This is a genomic window from Pseudanabaena sp. PCC 6802 (assembly GCF_000332175.1).
In the GTDB taxonomy this organism is placed as follows: Bacteria; Cyanobacteriota; Cyanobacteriia; order Pseudanabaenales; family Pseudanabaenaceae; genus PCC-6802.
The window spans coordinates 861,350-880,864 of sequence record NZ_KB235914.1; the positions used below are offsets into that span (position 1 = coordinate 861,350).

Below are 19,515 nucleotides of genomic sequence, written 5' to 3' on the forward strand. Positions count from 1 at the left end.
CGGATTGCTAAGCTGGCTAAATTACAAAGTAGTCAAGCAGGGTGTTATTCCATCTTTTGTAACAGTATAACCGCGATCGCTAATTAGCAATGAGAAGGCGATCGCTGCTTTTCTTAATCTATGGAGGACGCCATGATAACTTCTTCCTAGATGTGGGTAAATTACTCTTAATCCATAAAACTAGAGACTTAATGAGAAATATATAGCGATCGCAAGTTATCTGCTTATGGGGGACGCAGCCCCAAGGCTCAAGTTTCTACCCATATTTAGGACTACCGTAGTCTGTTCAAATTCTAAAAAGCCTACTTAAAAAGACTCTCGATAGATACGGAATTCAGCGTTCGTCTAGCGGTGTTATGGCGGCAGATGAGACTAATTTTTTGCTGCCTACAGTTACGTGCCCACCCATGTAGATTTCGTGAAGGATAGATCGCCTGAAATATCGCAGTTATCCTTTCCTAACCTAATCGCTCATTATAAGAGATTTCTCACTGAGAAATTACCGAAATCCCCCTAGGTAAGCCCCCGCAAACGCCGATTTGGAGGGCTATCTATTGCTGGTAGTTTTTTGCTGAAAATCTTTATTTCTTCGCAACCCGTATGCAATTCATACCCAATATTGTTGCTTGCAAGTTTTTCTATCCCATTTTTTGTCCACACTTTAACCCAATCAAGGTGAAAAAAATATGGCCGCAATTGATGTATCTAGCAACTCTCTACTCTTGTCAACAGATTTAAGCCTCAACTTGTCAATTCTCGGCACTAAAGATGACTCGCGAACGTTGGACGCTAAGGAAATCGTCCTGATCGATTCGGGCGTGGCGGACTATCCGAGTCTGGTTGCTGGGGTGCGATCTGGCGTTGAGGTAGTAGTGCTGGATGGGATGCGCGATGGCGTTAAGCAAATTACGGAAATCCTATCCACACGGCAAGACGTCGCCAGTCTGCACGTTGTCTCGCATGGTTCGTCTGGCGGCATGCAACTGGGAAATAGCTGGCTGAGTGTGGAAACGCTGGATCGCTATGCTCTGGACTTACAAGCCTGGTCGGAAGCGTTGGCGGCTGGTGCTGAACTGCTGATTTACGGTTGCGAGGTGGCAAAAGGAGAGCGAGGTTTGGCTCTGGTGGCTCGCCTAAGCGAACTGACTGGAGCGAGCGTAGCGGCATCGACTACAAAGACTGGTTGTGCTTTGTTGGGAGGGGATTGGGCTTTACAGGTAGCTCCCATGCCATACCAGTTGGCATTTCTGCCCGCCGCGATGGATGAGTATGTTGGGATATTTGCCGACACAAACGCACCAATACCAATCAATCTGAGTTTGCGCAATAACAGCGTGGATCTCAGTTCCGGCGAAGGCAGCATCGGACTCAACTTGCAAGTCACGGACGACAGTGCTGGCTTTAACTATGGATACGTCTATTTCCGCAGTCCCAGCGGTCAATCTATCGGTGTGTCCCTCAGAGACCCCAACAACCTGATCGGCGGCACCGAACTGGCTGGAACCTATACCGGGGCGAGCAATTTATATTCCAATTCCGAGGTAGGAACCTGGACGTTTGAATCCCTCCAGCTATCCGACGATCGCGGTAACCAGCGCACCTACACCAGCAGCGATCTGACCGCACTCGGCATCAATCCCAGCTCGCTTGCCTTCACGGTTACTAACTCGAATTACGATAGCCAGGCACCAACGCTAACCAATCTGAGCTTGACCAATAACAGCATGGATCTCAGCTCCAACGAAGGTAGTATTGGGCTCAATCTACAAGTCACTGACAACATTTCTGGCTTTTCCGATGGCTATGCCATGTTCCACAATTCCAGTGGTGAATATTTATATATGAACCTCTACGACTCTAACAATCTGGTTAACGGTACAGAACTGGCGGGCACCTATTCCGTCGAGGTGTTTGATAATAATTATTATGGCAACAAGTTGGGAGTCTGGACGTTTGACTTCCTCCGGCTAACTGACGATAACGGTAACTCTCGCACCTACAACAGCACCGACCTGACCGCCCTCGGCATCGATCCCAGCACGCTTAACTTCACGGTTACCAATTCCGTTGATACACAGGCACCAACACTAACCAATCTCAGCTTGCGCAATAACACTGTGGATGTCAGTTCCGGCGACGGCAGCATTGGGGTCAATCTGCAAGTTACCGACAACAGTTCTGGTTTTAACTTTGGCTCCGTCACTTTTCGCAGTCCCAGCGGTCAAATATACGATTTCAGCGTGTACCTCAGCGACCCCAACAACCTGACCAGTGGCACTGAGCTGGCAGGAACCTATACCGGAGCCAATAATTTATCTAATTCTGCCGAGACGGGCATCTGGACGTTTGAATCCCTCCAGCTATTCGACGATAGATTTTACTCTCGCACCTACAACAGCAGCGATCTGACCGCCCTCGGCATCGATCCCAGTACGCTTGCCTTCACAGTTAGCCGTGGATCTACGCCGACCCCAGACCCCGACACAACCGCACCAACACTAACCAATCTGAGCTTGCGCAATAACAGCGTGGATCTCAGTTCTGGTGAAGGCAGCATCGGGCTGAACCTACAAGTTGCCGACAACATCTCTGGCTTTCAGTCTGGCTCCGTCTATTTCCGCAATTCCAGCGGTCAATCTTTCCAGGTGAACCTCAGCGACCCCAACAACCTGGCCAGTGGCACAGAACTGGCAGGAACCTATACTGGGGCAGGGCAATTATCTGCAAACTCCCAGCCGGGAGTCTGGACGTTTGACTACCTCCAGCTAACTGACGATAACGGTAACTCTCGGACCTATAACAGCAGAAACCTGACAGCACTCGGCATCGATTCCAGCACCCTTTCTTTCACGGTTACCAACTCTGATAGCCAGGCACCAACGCCAGTCAGCCTGAGCTTGAACCATACCAGCGTGGATGTCAGTTCCCCCGACCCAAGCATTAGGCTAAATCTGCAAGTCACTGACGACAGTTCTGGCTTTAACCAGGGCTACGTCACTTTCCGCACTCCCAGCGGCCAATCTCTCCAGGTGAACCTCAAAGACCCCTACAATCTGGTCAGTGGTACAGAACTGGCAGGAACTTATACCGGGGCGAGTAATTTAAATTACTATTCCGAGTTGGGAACTTGGACGTTTAGCTCCCTCCAGCTATACGACGATCGCGGTAACTCTCACACTTACAACAGCAGCGATCTGACCGCACTCGGCATCAATTCCAGCACGCTTAACTTCACGGTTACCAATTCCGCCGATCGCCAGGCACCAACGCCAGTCAGTCTGAGCTTAATCGGTAATACCAGCGTAGATCTCAGTTCCGGCGAAGCAAGCATCAGGCTCAGTCTACAAGTCACCGATGACAGTTCCGGCTTTCAGTCTGGCTCCGTCATTTTCCGCAGTCCCAGCGGTCAAATATACGATTTCTATGTGGATCTCAGCGACCCCAACAACCTGACCAGCGGCACCGAACTGGCGGGCACCTATACCGGAGCACGTAATTTAGCCACCAATTCCCAGCCGGGAGTCTGGACGTTTGACTCCCTCCGGCTATATGACGATCGCGGTAACAATCGCACCTACAACAGCAGCGACCTGACCGCACTCGGTATCGATACCAGCAAGCTTGCCTTCACGGTTACTCAAGGGACGAACAGTGCGCTAGTTCTGGATGCAAATCAATCACCTACCCTAACTGCCATTCCCGAAGATTCAACCAATCCTGTAGGGAACACCGTCGCCCAAATTATCATTGATGGATCGATTACCGACCCCGATGTGCCTTCAGGGGCAGCCGCCGAGGCTATTGCCGTGACGAGCGTTGATAATACGAACGGACACTGGCAGTACAAAGCTGGCAGTGGAAGCTGGGCAAATATCGACTTCAGTGGTGCAAATGCTGACAAGGTGCTTTTGTTGGATGGCACCGACTCGATCCGATTTATCCCCAATGCCAACTACAATGGCACGCCAACCTTTACCTTTAAAGCCTGGGATAAATACGTAGGCACAGCAGGAACTTATACTTATTTCAGCCCAACCAGTCCAGTGTTGTCTGCGGCTTCTGACACTGCTTCTATCGCAGTTACCCCCATCAACGATGCGCCCGTGGTCGCAACTGCGATCGCCGACCAAACTGCCAAAAAAGATGCAGCCTTCAACTTTACCATTCCCGCCAACACGTTCAGCGATGTGGATAATGCCACGCTCACCTACACCGCCACCCTGGAAAATGGAGACCCACTGCCCACCTGGTTGAGTTTTAATGCCAACACCAGCACGTTCAGCGGCACACCCCTCGAAGGCAATGGCAATATCAATGTCAAAGTCACCGCATCAGATGGCACCTTTTCCGTCAGCGATGTCTTTGCGCTAACCGTCATCCCCAACATCAGTCTCGCCATCTCTGGGGTCAATACCGCACAACTGGAAGGGAACAGCGGCACCACCAACCTCACCTTTACTGTCACCCGCTCCGGTGACACTACAGGCGCGACGGATGTTAGTTACGCCGTAACCGGAAGCGGCACCAACGCTGCCAACGCTGCCGACTTTGGCGGCACCCTACCCACCGACACGGTGAGTTTTGCCGCCAACGAAACCACCAGAACCATCGTGGTGCCCGTCAGCGGCGATATCGTTCTGGAACCCAACGAAACCTTCGACGTGACGCTCAGCAATGCCACCGGCGGCGCTTCTATTTCCACTACCGTCGCTACAGGCACGATCCAGAACGACGACAGCGCTACCAGCCTTGCTATCTCTAGTGCCAATCCCGAACAAATAGAGGGCAATAGCGGTACTACTGCTTTCTCCTTTCTTGTGATGCGCACCGGCGATATTACAGGCACCACGGATGTCAGCTATGCCGTCACCGGTAGCGGCACCAACGCCGCCACCGCTTCCGATTTCGTTGGTAATGCGCTTCCCATCGGTACCATCAGCTTTGCCCCAGGCCAGAGCTTTAAGACGATTGTGGTACCTGTCAGTGGAGATGTAGGGTTTGAAACAAACGAGGACTTCACCGTCACGCTCAGCAATCCTACAGGTGGGGCGGCTATTACCACTGCTACAGCTACAAGCACAATTCAAAATGATGATGGAGCTTCCAGCCTAGCGATCTCTGCTGTCAATGCCGTACAACTAGAGAGCAATAGCGGCACAAAAGCCTTCACGTTCTCAGTCACCCGCAGTGGCAATATCAACGGTAATACCACCTTTGACTATTCGGTAGCAGGAAGCGGTACTAATGCTGCTAATGCTGCCGACTTCGGCGGTGTGCTACCTTCGGGCACGGTTAGTTTTGCGGCGGGCGAATCTATCAAGACAGTAACGGTGAATGTCAGCGGCGACACCGTTGGCGAGCTAGACGAAGACTTTACCGTCAACATATCCAATCCCAGCAGTGGAGCCACTATAACCACAGCAAGTGCTACTGGCACAATTCAAAATGATGATAAAACCCTGGCCATTTCTGCCACCAATGCCGTACAAGCAGAAGGAAACACAGGCACAAAAGCATTCACATTCACTGTGACTCGCGGCGGCGATACCACTGGCAGCACCTCTGTTAACTATTCAGTTACGGGTAGCGGTACTAACCCTGCCAATGCTGCCGACTTTGGTACAGTTCTTCCCACAGGTACGGTGAGTTTTACTGCAGGTCAGACCAGCAAAGTCGTCACGGTCAACGTCAAAGGAGACATCGCTCGGGAGTCAGACGAAGACTTCACCGTTACCATCTCCAATCCCACGGCGGGCACCACCATCACCACGCCAACTGCCAAAGGTACGATTCGCAATGACGATAATGCTCCTACCTTTGCGATCGCCGCGACTAATGCCAACCAAGCTGAGGGCAATTCAGGCAATAAAGCCTTTACGTTCACGGTAACGCGCACGGGCGACACCACTGCTGCAAACAACGTCAACTGGGCAGTGACGGGTAGCGGAACTAACCCATCTGATGCAACTGACTTTGGCGGCACGCTGCCTACAGGTACGCTCAGCTTTGCCGCAGGTCAAACCAGCAAAGTCGTCACGGTCAATGTCAAAGGAGACACAACCGCAGAACTAGATGAGAACTTTACAGTTACGCTGTCAAATCCTACAAATGGAGCTATTGTTGCTACCGGCGATGCTGCTGGCACGATTAAAAATGACGATCTTATTCTCGGTACTGCTGGCGGCGATACGCTCTCAGGTACGATTGGCAACGACACTATTTCTGGTTTAGGAGGGGACGATCTGTTAACGGGATTAACAGGCAATGATTCTCTCAATGGTGGAGTAGGCAATGACACGCTGGTTGGTGTCGATGCCATCATTGGGTTCGGAGCAAATGAAATCGATAAGCTGACAGGGGGAACGGGGAGCGATCGCTTTATCCTGGGCGACTCAACCAGAACGTATTATTTGGGAGGAGGAACGACAGACTACGCACTCATAACGGACTTTGGTGTGGGTGATGTCATCCAAACCCATAACGGCGATGTCTTAACAATTGGTGGCACCTTGCCTACGGGTGTCACGGGCAAGGCACTGTATCTAGGCTCTGACCTGGTAGCAGTGGTGCAGGGTGCTGTTCCGACTCTTGCCTCCTTTGTGGCAGTATAACTCCTGGATAATATATGGTTGGGGTGTTGAATATCTTTATGTTCAGCACCCCTTCCTTCTGTTTTGCCATGCTTGCTGAAGTTCTTTCACTACCAGATCCATACTGATGGAGCGCGATGCGATGGCATTACGTGCAGTTGTATATCAATTGCTAGCTAAGTCGCTGAAACATATTTGTAGTGTTAAAAGTCTGTTTGGAGGTTCGGATCGGATGCAGTCGCTCTTGGCAGGGGGATCGGCGATCGCTGGAGCCTAGCAACAGATCTAAAACACTACCGAAATTATGCGATTGTGGGGTTAAAATTTAAGCTTTAAAATTCCCCTCGCTAACTCACGCAATTAATTCACTATGACTAAGTCCGATCGACCTACTTCTAAACCTACTGCCATCAAAAAGAAAAAAACTCCGAGAAAGAAGAAGACTCCAGTTTTGCTAATTGGGGGGATAAGCGCAGCAGCAATGGCTGCGGGTAGCGTAGCGGGATATTTCTTCCTGACGCGATCGCAAAACACCGACAGCATCACGGGCATCGCTACAGTTATTCCGCAGGACGCTCAGGTTGCGATCGCCTTCAACACGAAACGGGAACCCTGGCAAAAACTCAATCAATTTGGTACGCCAGAATCGCAAAAGTTGCTGAAAGACTCAATGCAGCAGTCTCCACTTGGTGTTTTGCTCAGCCAGAGTCAAACTGACTTTAGCAAAGACGTGCAGCCCTGGCTGGGCGGAGAAGCAGTCATGGCACTAGTAAGCGATCCGCAAAAGCCGAATAGCCCGCCTGGGACTCTGGTAATTGCCAGTACCAATGACAGCAGCCAATCGGAGGCATTTTTGGCCAAGTACCGCAATGCATTAACTAAGCAAGGGGCAAAGTTCAGTCCCAAAGAATATAAGGATCTGCGCTACTTTGAGTCGCCCACGCGGGAGCGGGGGCGTACTGTAGTTACGGCTGATATTGGCGGTCGGTATATCGCGATCGCCACCAGCCCCGAATTAATCAAAAAAACCTTTGACACGTACAAAGGCGAGAAGCCATCTCTTGCCAAAAAGACTAACTTTACCAATGTATTTGGAGCCGAGCGTCGCAGTAACATTAACGATCCACTGGTGCAAATGTATTTAGATGGCTCCATTGCCCTGGAGTTTATTGGCTCTAACGCTAAAGTTAGCCTCAGCCAACCAGTGGTGGAAGCGTCGCGCAAGCAGATCGATGCTATTACCCTGGCGGTTGGAACCCAAAAAGAAGGTATACGGATGGAGCTGAGCATCTATCCCAAAAACGATTCTAATTTGAATCAACAAGCCAACGATAGTCAGAATGGCACCAGTAGCGTTACGAGCAAATTGCCCCAGGAAACATTTCTGCTGATTTCCGGCAATAATTTGCAGCGATCGTGGCAAGAGATTACCGCACAGGCAAAAAGCAATCCCTCATCCGCACAGGCAACTCAACAAATACGCAAAGCTGTCAAAGATGCCACCCAACTCGATCTCGAAAAAGATATCTTGAAGTGGATGACGGGAGAATTTGCGATCGCGGCAATTCCTGCCGATCGAGGGTTATTGGCAAATCCTGGCTTTGGTTTAGTCGTGCTGATGCAAACTAGCGATCGCAATGCCACTACGAAAATGCTGACTAAGCTCGATCGACTAGCTGAATCATCGGTAAGTGGCGCGATCCCCCAAGGGGTTGAAGTTAAGAGCAAACAGCTAGCCAGCAAGCAGATTGTCACTTGGAATATTGGTACTTCCACGGTTGCCTCTCACGGTTTTATCGACGACACGCATGCATTTTGGGCAATGGGCGATCTTTCGGAAACTTTAATTCCATCACCAAGCAAGAAACTACCTGATAGCAGTGACTTTCAGGTTTTGACTGCCGGGTTGCCCAAGAATAACGGCGGCTACTTCTATCTGAATATGGAAAATGCCCTCACAATTGCAGAGAAACTGCTGCCATCCGATGCAAAAACCAGCGAGGGATATGCGCAGACCAAAGCTCTACTTAATGCTATTCGTGGCATTGCCGTAACAAACACTACAATTGACAATCGCATTACGCGCTTAGATTTCTTATTTACGCTCAAGCCAGTTCCTGGTAATTAGACCAATTGCATGTTGACATTTCAGCTCAAATCTGAAGTGTGGCATAATGTTACGATTAGCATGGACATTTCCGGTCAAAGCGATCGCATAGGTGCTGTCTTAGGTACATGTAAGTAAGTAACTTCAACCAGCGTACATGGATATCGTATTCGCCCTCTTGCAATACTATGGGTTCGATCTCGGCGATTATTCAATTGCAGAGTTGACCGAGTTGTGGTGCAAATACGACCCTGCTTGGGTGCGATTGGCAATTATCGAAGCTCTATATCGAGGTAGGTACAAGGCTGTTTCAGTAGATCAAATTCTGGCATCTTGGCAGCGTCGAGGTGAACCATATTGTCTGTTTACCCGCGAGTTTGAACGCCTGGTGTGTGGAGGTTTTACCCCATTGATGCCCAGTTTACCGCGTAAAGTAACCTACGCATCTAACCGAACCGCGACCCCCCAGGATCGGCGATCGCAGACTGAGTCAACCCAATCCACCCAAACTAAATCCCCAAAACTTTTCTCTCCTACTCATCAAACGGCGATGCAGCAGATGGGCTTGCTAGCAGACTCTTCCCTGTTTGTCGATAAACTTAAGGCCATGTGCCAAGAGAGCGTCTACGTGCTTGAATATCCAGACCTCGAGAGTCTAGAAACTCAGGATTCGCGTTCTGAGATAACAAATTTATTTTGATGGCTCGTGGCCGGACAATTTCGCCTCCAACCATTGTCGCCAATCCTGATATTCTGGGGAAGCCAACCCCAGATTTAGCGCTGCCACCAGGTTTACCAAGTTTCCCCCCAATAAATCTTCTACTGCTAACCATAGTCCAGGAAACAGTCGGCTGCGGATCGTGCCATCGTCATCTACAGGCAGCTTGACGTACGTGCCCTCTTGCCAGATAAACCAGTCTAGGGCGCGATCCACTACCCGCCACACGAGATATTCCCGCACCCCACTGCGACGATACACCTGCATTTTGTCATGCAGATCGTAGGACACAGTGCTGGCAGCAATTTCCACAATCAACTCCGGTGCGCCCTCAATGTAATCGTCCTCTGTAATGCGCGATTGTCCACCTACCGCTTCTTCAAGCCGCAAACAGGCATCGGGCTGAGGCTCATTATCCTCATCCAGAATTACTGTAGGGTTGTCAAGCAACTCAATACCAGGCGTGACCTGACAGTAATTGAATAACCAACCAATGATTGTGGCGTGGGGTTTACTGTGTTTTTGTGCTCGAACAGGAGATGGCATGTAAACTCTTCCTTCAATTAATTCAGCTTTTTTGCAGTGGGGCATGGCGTTATAGCGGCGCTCAAATTCAGCGCGGGTGAGGCGATCGCCATTTTCCAGCAACGGCAGCGACGAGATTGGTGGTTTAGAAAGAGTCATGTATAGCAACTAAAACTAACTAAGTGGGTACACTAGCTAGGCGCATGGGAAGTAACCTCCCGACGCAGCATTAAGTAACGTATTGCCTAAATGCCGGTCAGACTCATAGACTAACATGAAATTATCTGAGCCGATTAAGCCCCCTAAACAACAAAACCTTACCAGAGCTGATAAATTTAGGGGACTGCCCCTACGCCTGGTCTTAGTTTTGCCTTTTGTCCTACAAGTTGTTGGTGCAGTAGGACTGGTGGGTTATTTGTCCTTTAGGAACGGGCAGCAGGTGGTTAACGACCTTGCTCACCAGTTAATGGATAAAAATAGGGATTTAGTTAAACAACATCTCGATACTTATCTAACTATACCCAATCAAATCAATCAGAGTAATATCGATGCGATCGAGTTGGGAACGCTGAAATTGAATGACTTTAGACAGCTAGGTCGTTACTTTTGGAAGCAAATGCACGTGTTTAATGTTGACTACATTAATTACGCTAATGCACAAGGGGAGTTTATTGGAGTTGAGCGTAAAGATGACGATCGCCTGGTTATCAATGAAACCTTAAAGTCCGCTCTCAAAGAGATGGCAGTTTACACGACGGACGATCGGGGCAATCGCGTACAAAAGCCCAAAATCTTATCCGACCAGGCTCCGATTCAAGCAGAAGCTTGGTATGCAAATGCAGTCAAGGCAGGTCGTCCCATCTGGAGCGATATCTATCAATGGGACGATCGCCCAGATATTATCTCTATTTCCTCAAGCTACCCAATTTATGATGATTCGCGCCAGTTAATTGGTGTAATAGGAAACGATCTGCGGCTTTCAGGCATCAGCAGCTTTCTCCAAAGTCTTAAGATAAGTCCTTCTGGCAAGATATTTATTATTGAGCGCAATGGATTTTTAGTCGCTACGTCCAGTCCAGAAAAACCTTTTGCTACGATTAATGGCGAAGCAAAGCGCCTTAAAGTTCAAAACAGTAAGGATCCTCTCACTCAGTCTACTGCTACTTATCTACTCCAAAAATACAACGACTTCCAAGCCATAAAAGACGAACAACAACTAGATTTTCAGTTGCAAGGCGATCGCCAGTTTGTGCGCGTAACTCCCTGGAAAGATAAATTTGGATTAGATTGGCTAGTCGTTACTACCGTCCCCGAGTCAGACTTTATGGCACAGATAAATGCCAATACTTACACGACTATTCTGCTCTGCCTCTTAGCTCTTGCCGTAGCTATAGGCTTGGGACTAATTACCTCGCAGTGGATTGCACGACCAATTTTGCGTTTGGGTAAATCCGCTTCCGCGATCGCCAAAGGAGATTTCGATCAACAAGTAGAAGTCAAGGGTATTAACGAACTGAGCGTATTATCGCGCTCCTTCAACGAAATGGCACGGCAACTACAAGCATCATTTGCCAATTTAGCTTCTACTAATCAAAAACTAGACAAGGTCAACCAGGAGTTAGAACAAAGCAACCAAAAATTGGAAGCAAGAGTAGAACAGCGAACCGCTGAACTCCAACAAGCTAAAGAGCTAGCAGAGCAAGCTAACAAGGCTAAAAGCGAATTTTTAGCTAACATGAGTCACGAATTACGCACTCCCCTTAATGCTATCCTTGGATTTTCCCAGCTAATGAATCGCGAAGCATCTCTAACCAAAGAGCAACTGGAAAACATCGGGATTATCAATCGTAGTGGCGAGCATTTACTATCACTAATTAATGACGTACTCGATTTAGCGAAAATCGAGTCAGGCAGGATGACTCTATATCCTACGGATTTTGACCTATACGCCTTGCTGGATCTAATCGAAGAGATGCTAGCACAAAGAGCAGAAGCTAAAGGGCTGCACTTTGCGATCGCCTATAGCCAGGATCTCCCTCAATACATCAATACCGATGAGAAGAAACTGCGTCAAGTTTTAATTAATCTAATTAGCAATGCCATCAAATTCACCGAAACTGGGAAGATAACCCTACGTGTTAGATCGTCCCAACCCCCAACCCCCAACCCCCATACTCTCTACTTTGAGGTTGAGGATACTGGCGCGGGCATTGCACCAGAAGAGATGGATAGTCTATTTGAAGCTTTTACTCAAACGGAAGCAGGCAAGCAATCTCAACAAGGAACAGGGCTAGGATTACCGATTACCAAAAAGTTTGTCGAACTAATGGGAGGAGCAATAACGGTTAGCTCTCAACTGGGGAAAGGAAGTATTTTTAAATTTAATATCCAGGTTCAATTAAGTGGAGCCGATAAAATTTCGAGGCAAAAACCAGATCGAAGAGTAGTTGGACTCGAATCCAACCAGCAACAATATCGTATTTTAGTAGTAGACGATCGCATTGAAAATCGACAATTATTATTGAAATTGCTACAACCAATAGGATTTAGCATCCGAGAAGCTTGTAATGGCAAAGAAGCACTGGAAATATGGCAAACCTGGCAACCGCACCTGATTTGGATGGATATGCGCATGCCAGTGATGAATGGTTATGAAGTAACTCAACAGATTAAATCTCACCTACAGGGACAAGCGACGGTAATTATCGCACTAACTGCCAGTACGCTCGAAGAGGAAAAAGCAGTAGTTCTGGAGGCTGGCTGCGATGATTTTGTCCGCAAGCCTTTTCGCGAAGAAATAATTTTTGAAAAAATGGCACAGTACCTCGGCGTACGCTATCTCTACGAAGCGATTCCCTCAGAGGATAAACTTGAGTCGGAAAGCGTAGAGCGATTAACAGCTTCGGCTCTAGCGATTATGCCCGAGCAATGGCTCAGAAATCTGTCCGAAGCAGCTATTTTGACTGACGAGCAAATGATAAATCGGTTGTTATTACAAATTCCGGAGTCGCATCGAACTTTAGCTACAGCTATTCAGAAAGAGGTTGACAATTTCGATTTCGATCGCTTGATGAGTCTCGCGCAAGAGGCGGCTAACCTATGAATAATACGCAACCAAATTCTATGGGTGGAAGTATTTTAGTCGTAGATGATAATCCTGACAATTTACGAGTTTTGTCTGCATCGCTAACCGAGAGAGGCTATCAAGTGCGGTGTGTTAAAAATGGTGCGATGGCATTAATCACAGCCCAAAAATTACCTCCTAACCTGATTCTGCTAGATATTAGTATGCCAGGTATGGATGGCTATGAAGTCTGCCAGCAATTAAAATCTGACGATCGCACTCGCGATATTCCAGTAATTTTTCTCAGCGCTCTAGATGACGCACTTGACAAGGTAAAAGCTTTTCAGGTGGGTGGAACAGACTATATTACCAAGCCTTTCCAAATTGAAGAGATTATCGTTCGGATCCAACATCAATTAGCTCTACAAGTTGCACGAGCAGAAATCGAGCAGCTAAATAGCCAACTGGAACAAAAAGTCAAACAAAGAACTGCTGAATTAGAAGAGGTCGTTCGCCAACTCAATCAAGAAGTTGCCCAGCACCAAAAGACTCAAAAAGCTCTGCTCGAACAGGCTTTACAGGATGCTTTGACTGGTTTGCCCAATCGCACCTTGCTGATGGAGCATTTGCAAAAAGCGCTTTATCGCTATCAAAGAAATAAAAGTTATTTATTTGCTGTTTTATTTATCGATCTAGATCGCTTCAAAGTTATTAACGATAGTTTGGGACATGCTGTTGGCGATCGCCTTCTGGTTGCTGTTTCGCATATCCTTAAAGGCTGTACTCGCGAAACAGATACGGTAGCCCGTTTGAGTGGAGATGAATTTGCTATTCTGCTCGAAGATATCCAGGATCGTCAAACTGCGCTCGCGATCGCGGAGCGATTGCTAGAGCAACTTACCGCTCCAGTTTACCTTGACGATCGCAAGATCTTTACTGGTGCTAGTATTGGTATTGTGTTTGGGGCAGCTAACTATCAAAACGGGACGGAATTGCTGCGCGATGCCGATATTGCCATGTACCGTTCCAAGGCTTTAGGTAGGGGACGTTACGCGATCTTCGATCGTGAAATGTACGCGCAGACGCTCTATCTGTCACAAATCGAGACCGATCTGCGCCATGCGATCGAGCGTCAAGAATTTTTGCTTCACTATCAACCCATTGTTTCGCTCTCTACAGATAAAGTGACGGGTTTTGAAGCATTGCTGCGCTGGCAACATCCAGAGAAAGGATTAGTTTATCCAGGAGACTTTATCACGATCGCCGAAGATACAGGTTTAATTGTCACAATTGGTGAATGGGTTTTACAAGAAGCCTGCCAACAGCTATGGAACTGGCAACAAACAATTCCCTCCGCTGCATCTGTACATGTTAGCGTCAATCTTTCCAGCCGCCAAATTAAACAATTAAACTTTGTGGATAAGTTAACTCAAATCCTTAACGACACTGGCTTAAATGGTTCAAGTCTGAGGTTGGAGCTAACTGAAAGTATGCTGATGGATAAAGGAGAGCGAACAATTGAGCTTTTGTCTAAAATAAAAGCCCAAAACATCCAACTCAGTATTGACGACTTTGGCACGGGTTACTCATCCCTTAGTTATCTTCACCGCTTCCCAATTGATGCCCTAAAGATCGATCGTTCGTTTATCAATCTTATCGATCCCAATGGAGAGAATTGTGAAATTGTGAATACGATTATTATTCTGGCTCATTCCTTAGGCATTAAAGCGATCGCCGAAGGAGTAGAAACAGCCGAGCAATTAGATCGGCTCAAAAAACTCGGCTGCGATGAAGCCCAAGGCTATTTCTTCTCCAAACCCGTCAGTCACGAGCGCGCCGAAGCGCTATTAAACCAACTCTCTAATTAGCTATAGCGGTTTTCAGATCGGAAAGAGTAGGGGGTTTGGGGGCGTTGCCCCCAAGAAGGGGAGGCAGGGCGGTCTTGGGGGTTCCCCCCTAGAGCCACTGCCGTGTTCCACCCCTTCACCCCAAAAATAAAACCCGTTCTCAAGTGAAAACCGCTATAAGTCGGCGGGAAGACCCGCGCTGTATGCGTAGCATCAGCGTCGGGATTCGTCACGAAGAATGTTGCAGTAATGGATAACGCACTGGGATTTCCGTTACCCTGGTAATGCGATCGCTAAACGTCTTTAACACTTCGGTCGTGACTTGCTTTAGTTGCTTAGCAGGATAGGAGCAAGCTTGGGGAAGATTATTTCCTCGCGCTTCCAATTCATGCGTGAGAGGGCGAGGTCGGGTTGGCGTGTTGAGTTGAATTTCGTCCGGCTGTAATGTTTGCATTTGCCGGATGTACTCTTCCTGCTCTCGCTCGCTCCAGACCGCAAGCAGCATTGTCTGAACTGCCAGATGTCCTGTATAGATTTGGCGAAATTGCAGTAATCCCGCCCAAATTTCCTGGAGGTTGATGGCTGGTACGGGATGGTTAATGCGACGGAATAGATCGCCAGAAGTGGCATCAACTTTGACAGCAACCCAATCGGCGATCGCCAGTTCTTCACGTACAACTGGATCGCTCAGCAAGCTACCGTTGGTCAGTACGCCGACGGGCTTCGCAGTCATCTCCTTTACTACTGTCAGAATTTCACCTAAATTCTGAGCTAGAGTTGGCTCGCCGCTACCGCTGAGGGTAATCGCGTCCACATTGCCGAGAGGGAACAGTTGGAGATCCTGATGGATTTTCTTGGTGGATATAAAAAACTGGCGATTGCTACTCTGGTGCTCGATCCTGCCCAACTGGCAGTATACACAGTTGAAAGAGCAGGCAGACATCGGTCCAATCGGATCGATTCCTAGCGATCGCCCGAACCGCCAGGATTGCACTGGACCGTAAACAGAGGTGAAGGGTGCAGTGACTGTAGACATCGCTTCAGATTAACCTCCAGGTATTGACGATCGAGAATTCTGCATCACAATTTTAATTATAACTGAACTTACGTGGAAGATCCTGGAACCCTTACCCCTAAGACCAAATCCGCGTTAACTATCCCTCATATTGCCTGGCGACTGAAAGTTGCGCCTAGACAAGCAAAGTCCGCGAAGGCGGACTTCAAGTAAAAGGGGGTAACTAAACAGGACTAAGTTGGCGGCATTACCACTTTTTGGGCAACTCCCAGCTTCTTTAACAGCCAGATCGCCCACCAGGTTGGATCGTACTCCCACCAGCGCCAGCCTGCTTTGGCAACGTTAGGATAGGCGTGATGGTTATTGTGCCAGCCTTCACCATAGGTGAGAATAGCTGCCCACCAGAGATTGCGCGAGTTGTCATTTGTGGTAAAGGTACGGTATCCCCACAGGTGCGTGACCGAGTTAATAAACCAGGTGCTATGCCAGAGCAAAACTGCGCGAACGAACATACCCCAAATGACGAACGACCATCCCCCCAACACGTACAGCAACAGTCCTAACGGGATTTGCAGCAACAAAAAGTAGCGATTTAGCCAGCAATAAAATCGATCGCGTGCGAGGTCAGGAGCAAACCGCTGGTACTTCTGATAATCGAAGAATTCAGAGTTAGGATAGAAAATCCACAACATATGACTCCACCAGAATCCCCGTTTGGCCGAGTAGGGGTCTTGTTCGATATCTTCCGTGTGCGCGTGGTGGAGGCGATGACCGGCCACCCAGAAAATCGGCCCTCCTTGTAAAGCTAGGGCACCAATCAGGGCGATCGCGTACTCTAACCATTTGGGCACCTGAAAACTGCGATGGCTCAATAGGCGGTGATAGCCCAAACAAATGCCAATACTGCCAAATAACCAGTGCAAAAAGATAGTCGCAATTAGCGCAGACCAGGAGAAGAACCAGGGAGCTAAAAGTGCAAGGGCGTGAACGATCGTGAAAAAGCATACCGCTGTCCAATCAAGCGGATAGCGAGTCGGAGTTGTTTGCAACTGTTTAGCAGTCATTAAATTACCTCACAAAATAAAAAATTGTTTCTGTAAACATCCATTGGTTAAGGGTAGATTTTGTACGATTGCTGCCGATCGAAATCGAAAGTTTCTGGCTAAACCTGCCCCTACCAGCCTTACTGACTGCACTTCAACGCAAACCTTGCTAGCGTGAAAACTTGGGGACTAAACTTACGAGAGAGCCGGAATCGCAGTTACTAGTTAAATAAATGCGCCCATCTGGTTGAACTGTATCTGGTTGAACTGTAAGTGAATACCATTGGGATTGAGCTGCTCGGTGTTTATGGGAAGCCGTTGAGCGATCGCCGAATCGATATACTTACTCCCCGCATAGATGTGGCGAATCGCTTCAGCCATTTCTTCAACGGATGCATTCTTGCGACAGTAACCTTCCGCTCGCACGGCCCATGCATCCAGGAGTCTCTGTGGATCGCCGAGATCGAGCAGAATTAATAATTTAGAGATAGTTATCCCTGAATCTACCTGGCGTTCGCGCATTTGTTGGGTAAATTCTGCAATTGACATATCGGGCAAATCAGCATCGACGATCGCTACATCGACATCGATCGATTCCAGCAACACTAAGCCCGTCGTTCCATTTGTGGCCTCGCTCGCCACTTCGATTCCAGGCTGCGATCGCAAAGCTACCCGCAGCGCTACCCGAGTCTGTTCGTTAGTTTCAATTAGAATTGTTTGGATATCGTTCATGGTTAGTTTAAATATGCATTATGGGTTCAGCCTCGGTGTCTTTTGGTGGTTCCTCTGCTCCCAAAGCCTCGCAATGGTATTCCGGTAAATCGTTCGGAGCACCGCAGGCAGAAATGCTACTGGCTAACGTACCCTCCACGCTCGGCGTCCAGGTGGGCATTTCACTCGTGACAGCAACTGCTGCCTTGGAAGATTGTTTGAGAGCGGCTAGCTGTTCTGGGGTGAGAATGCGATCGCGATCGAAGCCAAATTCGATTTCCGTATGCCATCCTTTTTGTTTCAGTCGTTTGAGATTGTAGAAACGCTTATTGAGCGTGGTCTGCACGAAGGCTTTTAAGCATCCCAACAGATACTTGCGCTTGAATGGATCTTTAACGAACCAATATTCCAGCATTTTGTGCGAATAGAAGCGGGCATAGTTACGCAGGATGCCTTTTAAAAGTTCTTCGCGGGTGATGGCATCGGGCTTCATAATTGGCGTGACAAAATTGTAGTGGGAATAATCCCGTACTTCCACCTTGTCTCCCAATTCTTCAAATAGTTCCGAAAACGGCCAGGGCGTGTAGATATTCCAATTAGTCATATCGGCTTGCCAGTCCCGCGCCATCCGATAGGTTTCTTCTATCGTTTCCAACGTTTCATTGGGCAACCCCATAATAAATTGGACTTCTGCCACAATGCCATTTTCCCGCAATAATCGCACCGCTCGTTTGTTATCTTCGATCGTAGTTTCCTTGCGGAACAAATTGAGATTTAACTGTGCCGCTGCCTCAGTTCCCAAAGAAACGTGGATCAGACCCGCCTGACGATACAGCGGCAGTTCTTTCTCATCGCGGAGAATGTCAGTGACGCGGGTGTTAATGCCCCAGTACACTCCTAGGTTGCGCTCGACCAACTCATGGCACAAGGCCATAAACCGCGATTTGTTAATCGTGGGTTCCTCATCCGCCAGAATAAAAAATCCAACGTTATATTGCTTGACGAGCGTTTCAATTTCATCCACGAACTGCTTCGGCGATCGGGAACGATATTTGCGCCAGAATTTCCATTGGGAACAGAAGCGGCATCGGAACGGACAACCCCTGGCAAAGTTGGGCACGGCAACCCGCACATTGAGCGGTGTATAAATGTACGTCTTCCAATCCAATAAGCTCCAATCGGGACAGAGGGTGTTGAGATCTTTAATCGGTGGATGATCCGGCGTAGCAACTATTTGTCCATTTTCGAGGAATGATAATCCCAGAATTTCGCGCCGATCGCATCGGTCGGTACCGTTTGCGATCGCCCGCATTAAATTCACTGTAATCTCTTCTCCCTCTCCCCGAATGATGTAATCCACCCAGGGGGCTTCCTTGAGGACTTCTTCATACATGTAGGTGGGATGCACGCCACCCATAATTGTAGTAGCCTGGGGACAGACTTGCTTCACGATTTTAAGTGTAGCTTGGGATTGATAAATCATGGGCGTGATTGCTGTTGCCAGCACCACGTCTGGTTGATGCTGGGCAACGATTTGAGCTAGGGCATCATCCGGGATGTAATTTGTCATGGCATCGACAAACCGAATATCGGTAAAGCCAGCAGCCTTCAAAGCTCCGCCTACATATGGTACCCAGCTAGGGGGCCAATTCCCAGCAATTTCTGCACCCCCAGAATGATAGTTGGGTTGAATCATCAAAATTCGCATGGCAGCACTCCCAGTTCTTAAAACGCAGGTATAGGTGTGAAACCCAGAATTCCCATTCAGTTCAGGCAAGTTGCCAGATCGGCATCAGGGGTGGTAATGGGCTGTAAGTTGTATTGCTCCGACAGGAGTTTGAATACATTCGGAGAAATGAACGCCGAGTTTTGTGAGGGCTAAAACTTTTGGGACA

General features: G+C 48.4%; 11 protein-coding genes. 6 read left to right on the top strand and 5 right to left on the bottom strand.

What is annotated here, in order from left to right:
- Nucleotides 1–686 precede the first annotated feature (686 nt).
- The 4 genes from PSE6802_RS32565 (at nt 687) to PSE6802_RS28375 (ending at nt 9,397) form a co-directional block, all read left to right on the top strand.
- The gene (locus tag PSE6802_RS32565) at nt 687–6,611 is read left to right on the top strand and encodes a DUF7035 domain-containing protein (RefSeq protein ID WP_019499802.1); all 5,925 of its coding nucleotides are present in this window, start codon (nt 687–689) and stop codon (nt 6,609–6,611) included.
- 121 nt (nt 6,612–6,732) lie between these two features.
- The gene (locus PSE6802_RS35300; protein ID WP_263970335.1) at nt 6,733–6,867 is read left to right on the top strand and encodes a hypothetical protein; all 135 of its coding nucleotides are present in this window, start codon (nt 6,733–6,735) and stop codon (nt 6,865–6,867) included.
- Nucleotides 6,868–6,960: 93 nt separating this feature from the next.
- A complete protein-coding gene (locus tag PSE6802_RS0109395; protein WP_019499804.1) occupies nt 6,961–8,718 on the top strand; it encodes a DUF3352 domain-containing protein in 1,758 nt (585 codons plus the stop codon).
- Between the two features lie 136 nt (nt 8,719–8,854).
- Nucleotides 8,855–9,397, top strand: a complete 543-nt coding sequence (locus PSE6802_RS28375) for a hypothetical protein (RefSeq protein ID WP_019499805.1) — start codon at nt 8,855–8,857, stop codon at nt 9,395–9,397.
- Here PSE6802_RS28375 and PSE6802_RS0109405 read toward each other — a convergent pair.
- Entirely contained in the window at nt 9,389–10,099 is a 711-nt protein-coding gene (locus PSE6802_RS0109405) for a Uma2 family endonuclease (RefSeq protein ID WP_019499806.1), read from the bottom strand. The two genes, PSE6802_RS28375 and PSE6802_RS0109405, sit on opposite strands and share 9 nt — an antisense overlap.
- Before the next feature lie 115 nt (nt 10,100–10,214).
- Here PSE6802_RS0109405 and PSE6802_RS0109410 point away from each other — a divergent pair, with 115 nt between their 5' ends.
- A complete protein-coding gene (locus tag PSE6802_RS0109410) occupies nt 10,215–13,043 on the top strand; it encodes an ATP-binding protein (protein ID WP_019499807.1) in 2,829 nt (942 codons plus the stop codon).
- Nucleotides 13,040–14,872, top strand: coding sequence for a two-component system response regulator (locus PSE6802_RS0109415; RefSeq protein ID WP_019499808.1), 1,833 nt, complete (start codon nt 13,040–13,042; stop codon nt 14,870–14,872). The genes PSE6802_RS0109410 and PSE6802_RS0109415 overlap by 4 nt, the downstream gene beginning before the upstream one ends.
- A 208-nt stretch (nt 14,873–15,080) precedes the next feature.
- Here PSE6802_RS0109415 and PSE6802_RS0109420 read toward each other — a convergent pair whose 3' ends face one another.
- The 4 genes from PSE6802_RS0109420 to bchE all read right to left on the bottom strand — a co-directional run bounded on the left by PSE6802_RS0109420 (nt 15,081) and on the right by bchE (nt 19,328).
- On the bottom strand, nt 15,081–15,887 hold the full coding sequence (locus PSE6802_RS0109420) for a radical SAM protein (RefSeq protein ID WP_019499809.1): 807 nt from the start codon (nt 15,885–15,887) through the stop codon (nt 15,081–15,083).
- A gap of 212 nt (nt 15,888–16,099) precedes the next feature.
- A complete protein-coding gene (locus tag PSE6802_RS0109425) occupies nt 16,100–16,930 on the bottom strand; it encodes an acyl-CoA desaturase (protein WP_019499810.1) in 831 nt (276 codons plus the stop codon).
- A gap of 204 nt (nt 16,931–17,134) precedes the next feature.
- Complete coding sequence (locus tag PSE6802_RS28380) at nt 17,135–17,641, bottom strand: response regulator (RefSeq protein ID WP_019499811.1); 507 nt, start codon at nt 17,639–17,641, stop codon at nt 17,135–17,137.
- A 7-nt stretch (nt 17,642–17,648) separates the two neighbouring features.
- Complete coding sequence (gene bchE, locus PSE6802_RS28385) at nt 17,649–19,328, bottom strand: magnesium-protoporphyrin IX monomethyl ester anaerobic oxidative cyclase (RefSeq protein WP_019499812.1); 1,680 nt, start codon at nt 19,326–19,328, stop codon at nt 17,649–17,651.
- Between the last annotated feature and the right edge of the window lie 187 nt (nt 19,329–19,515).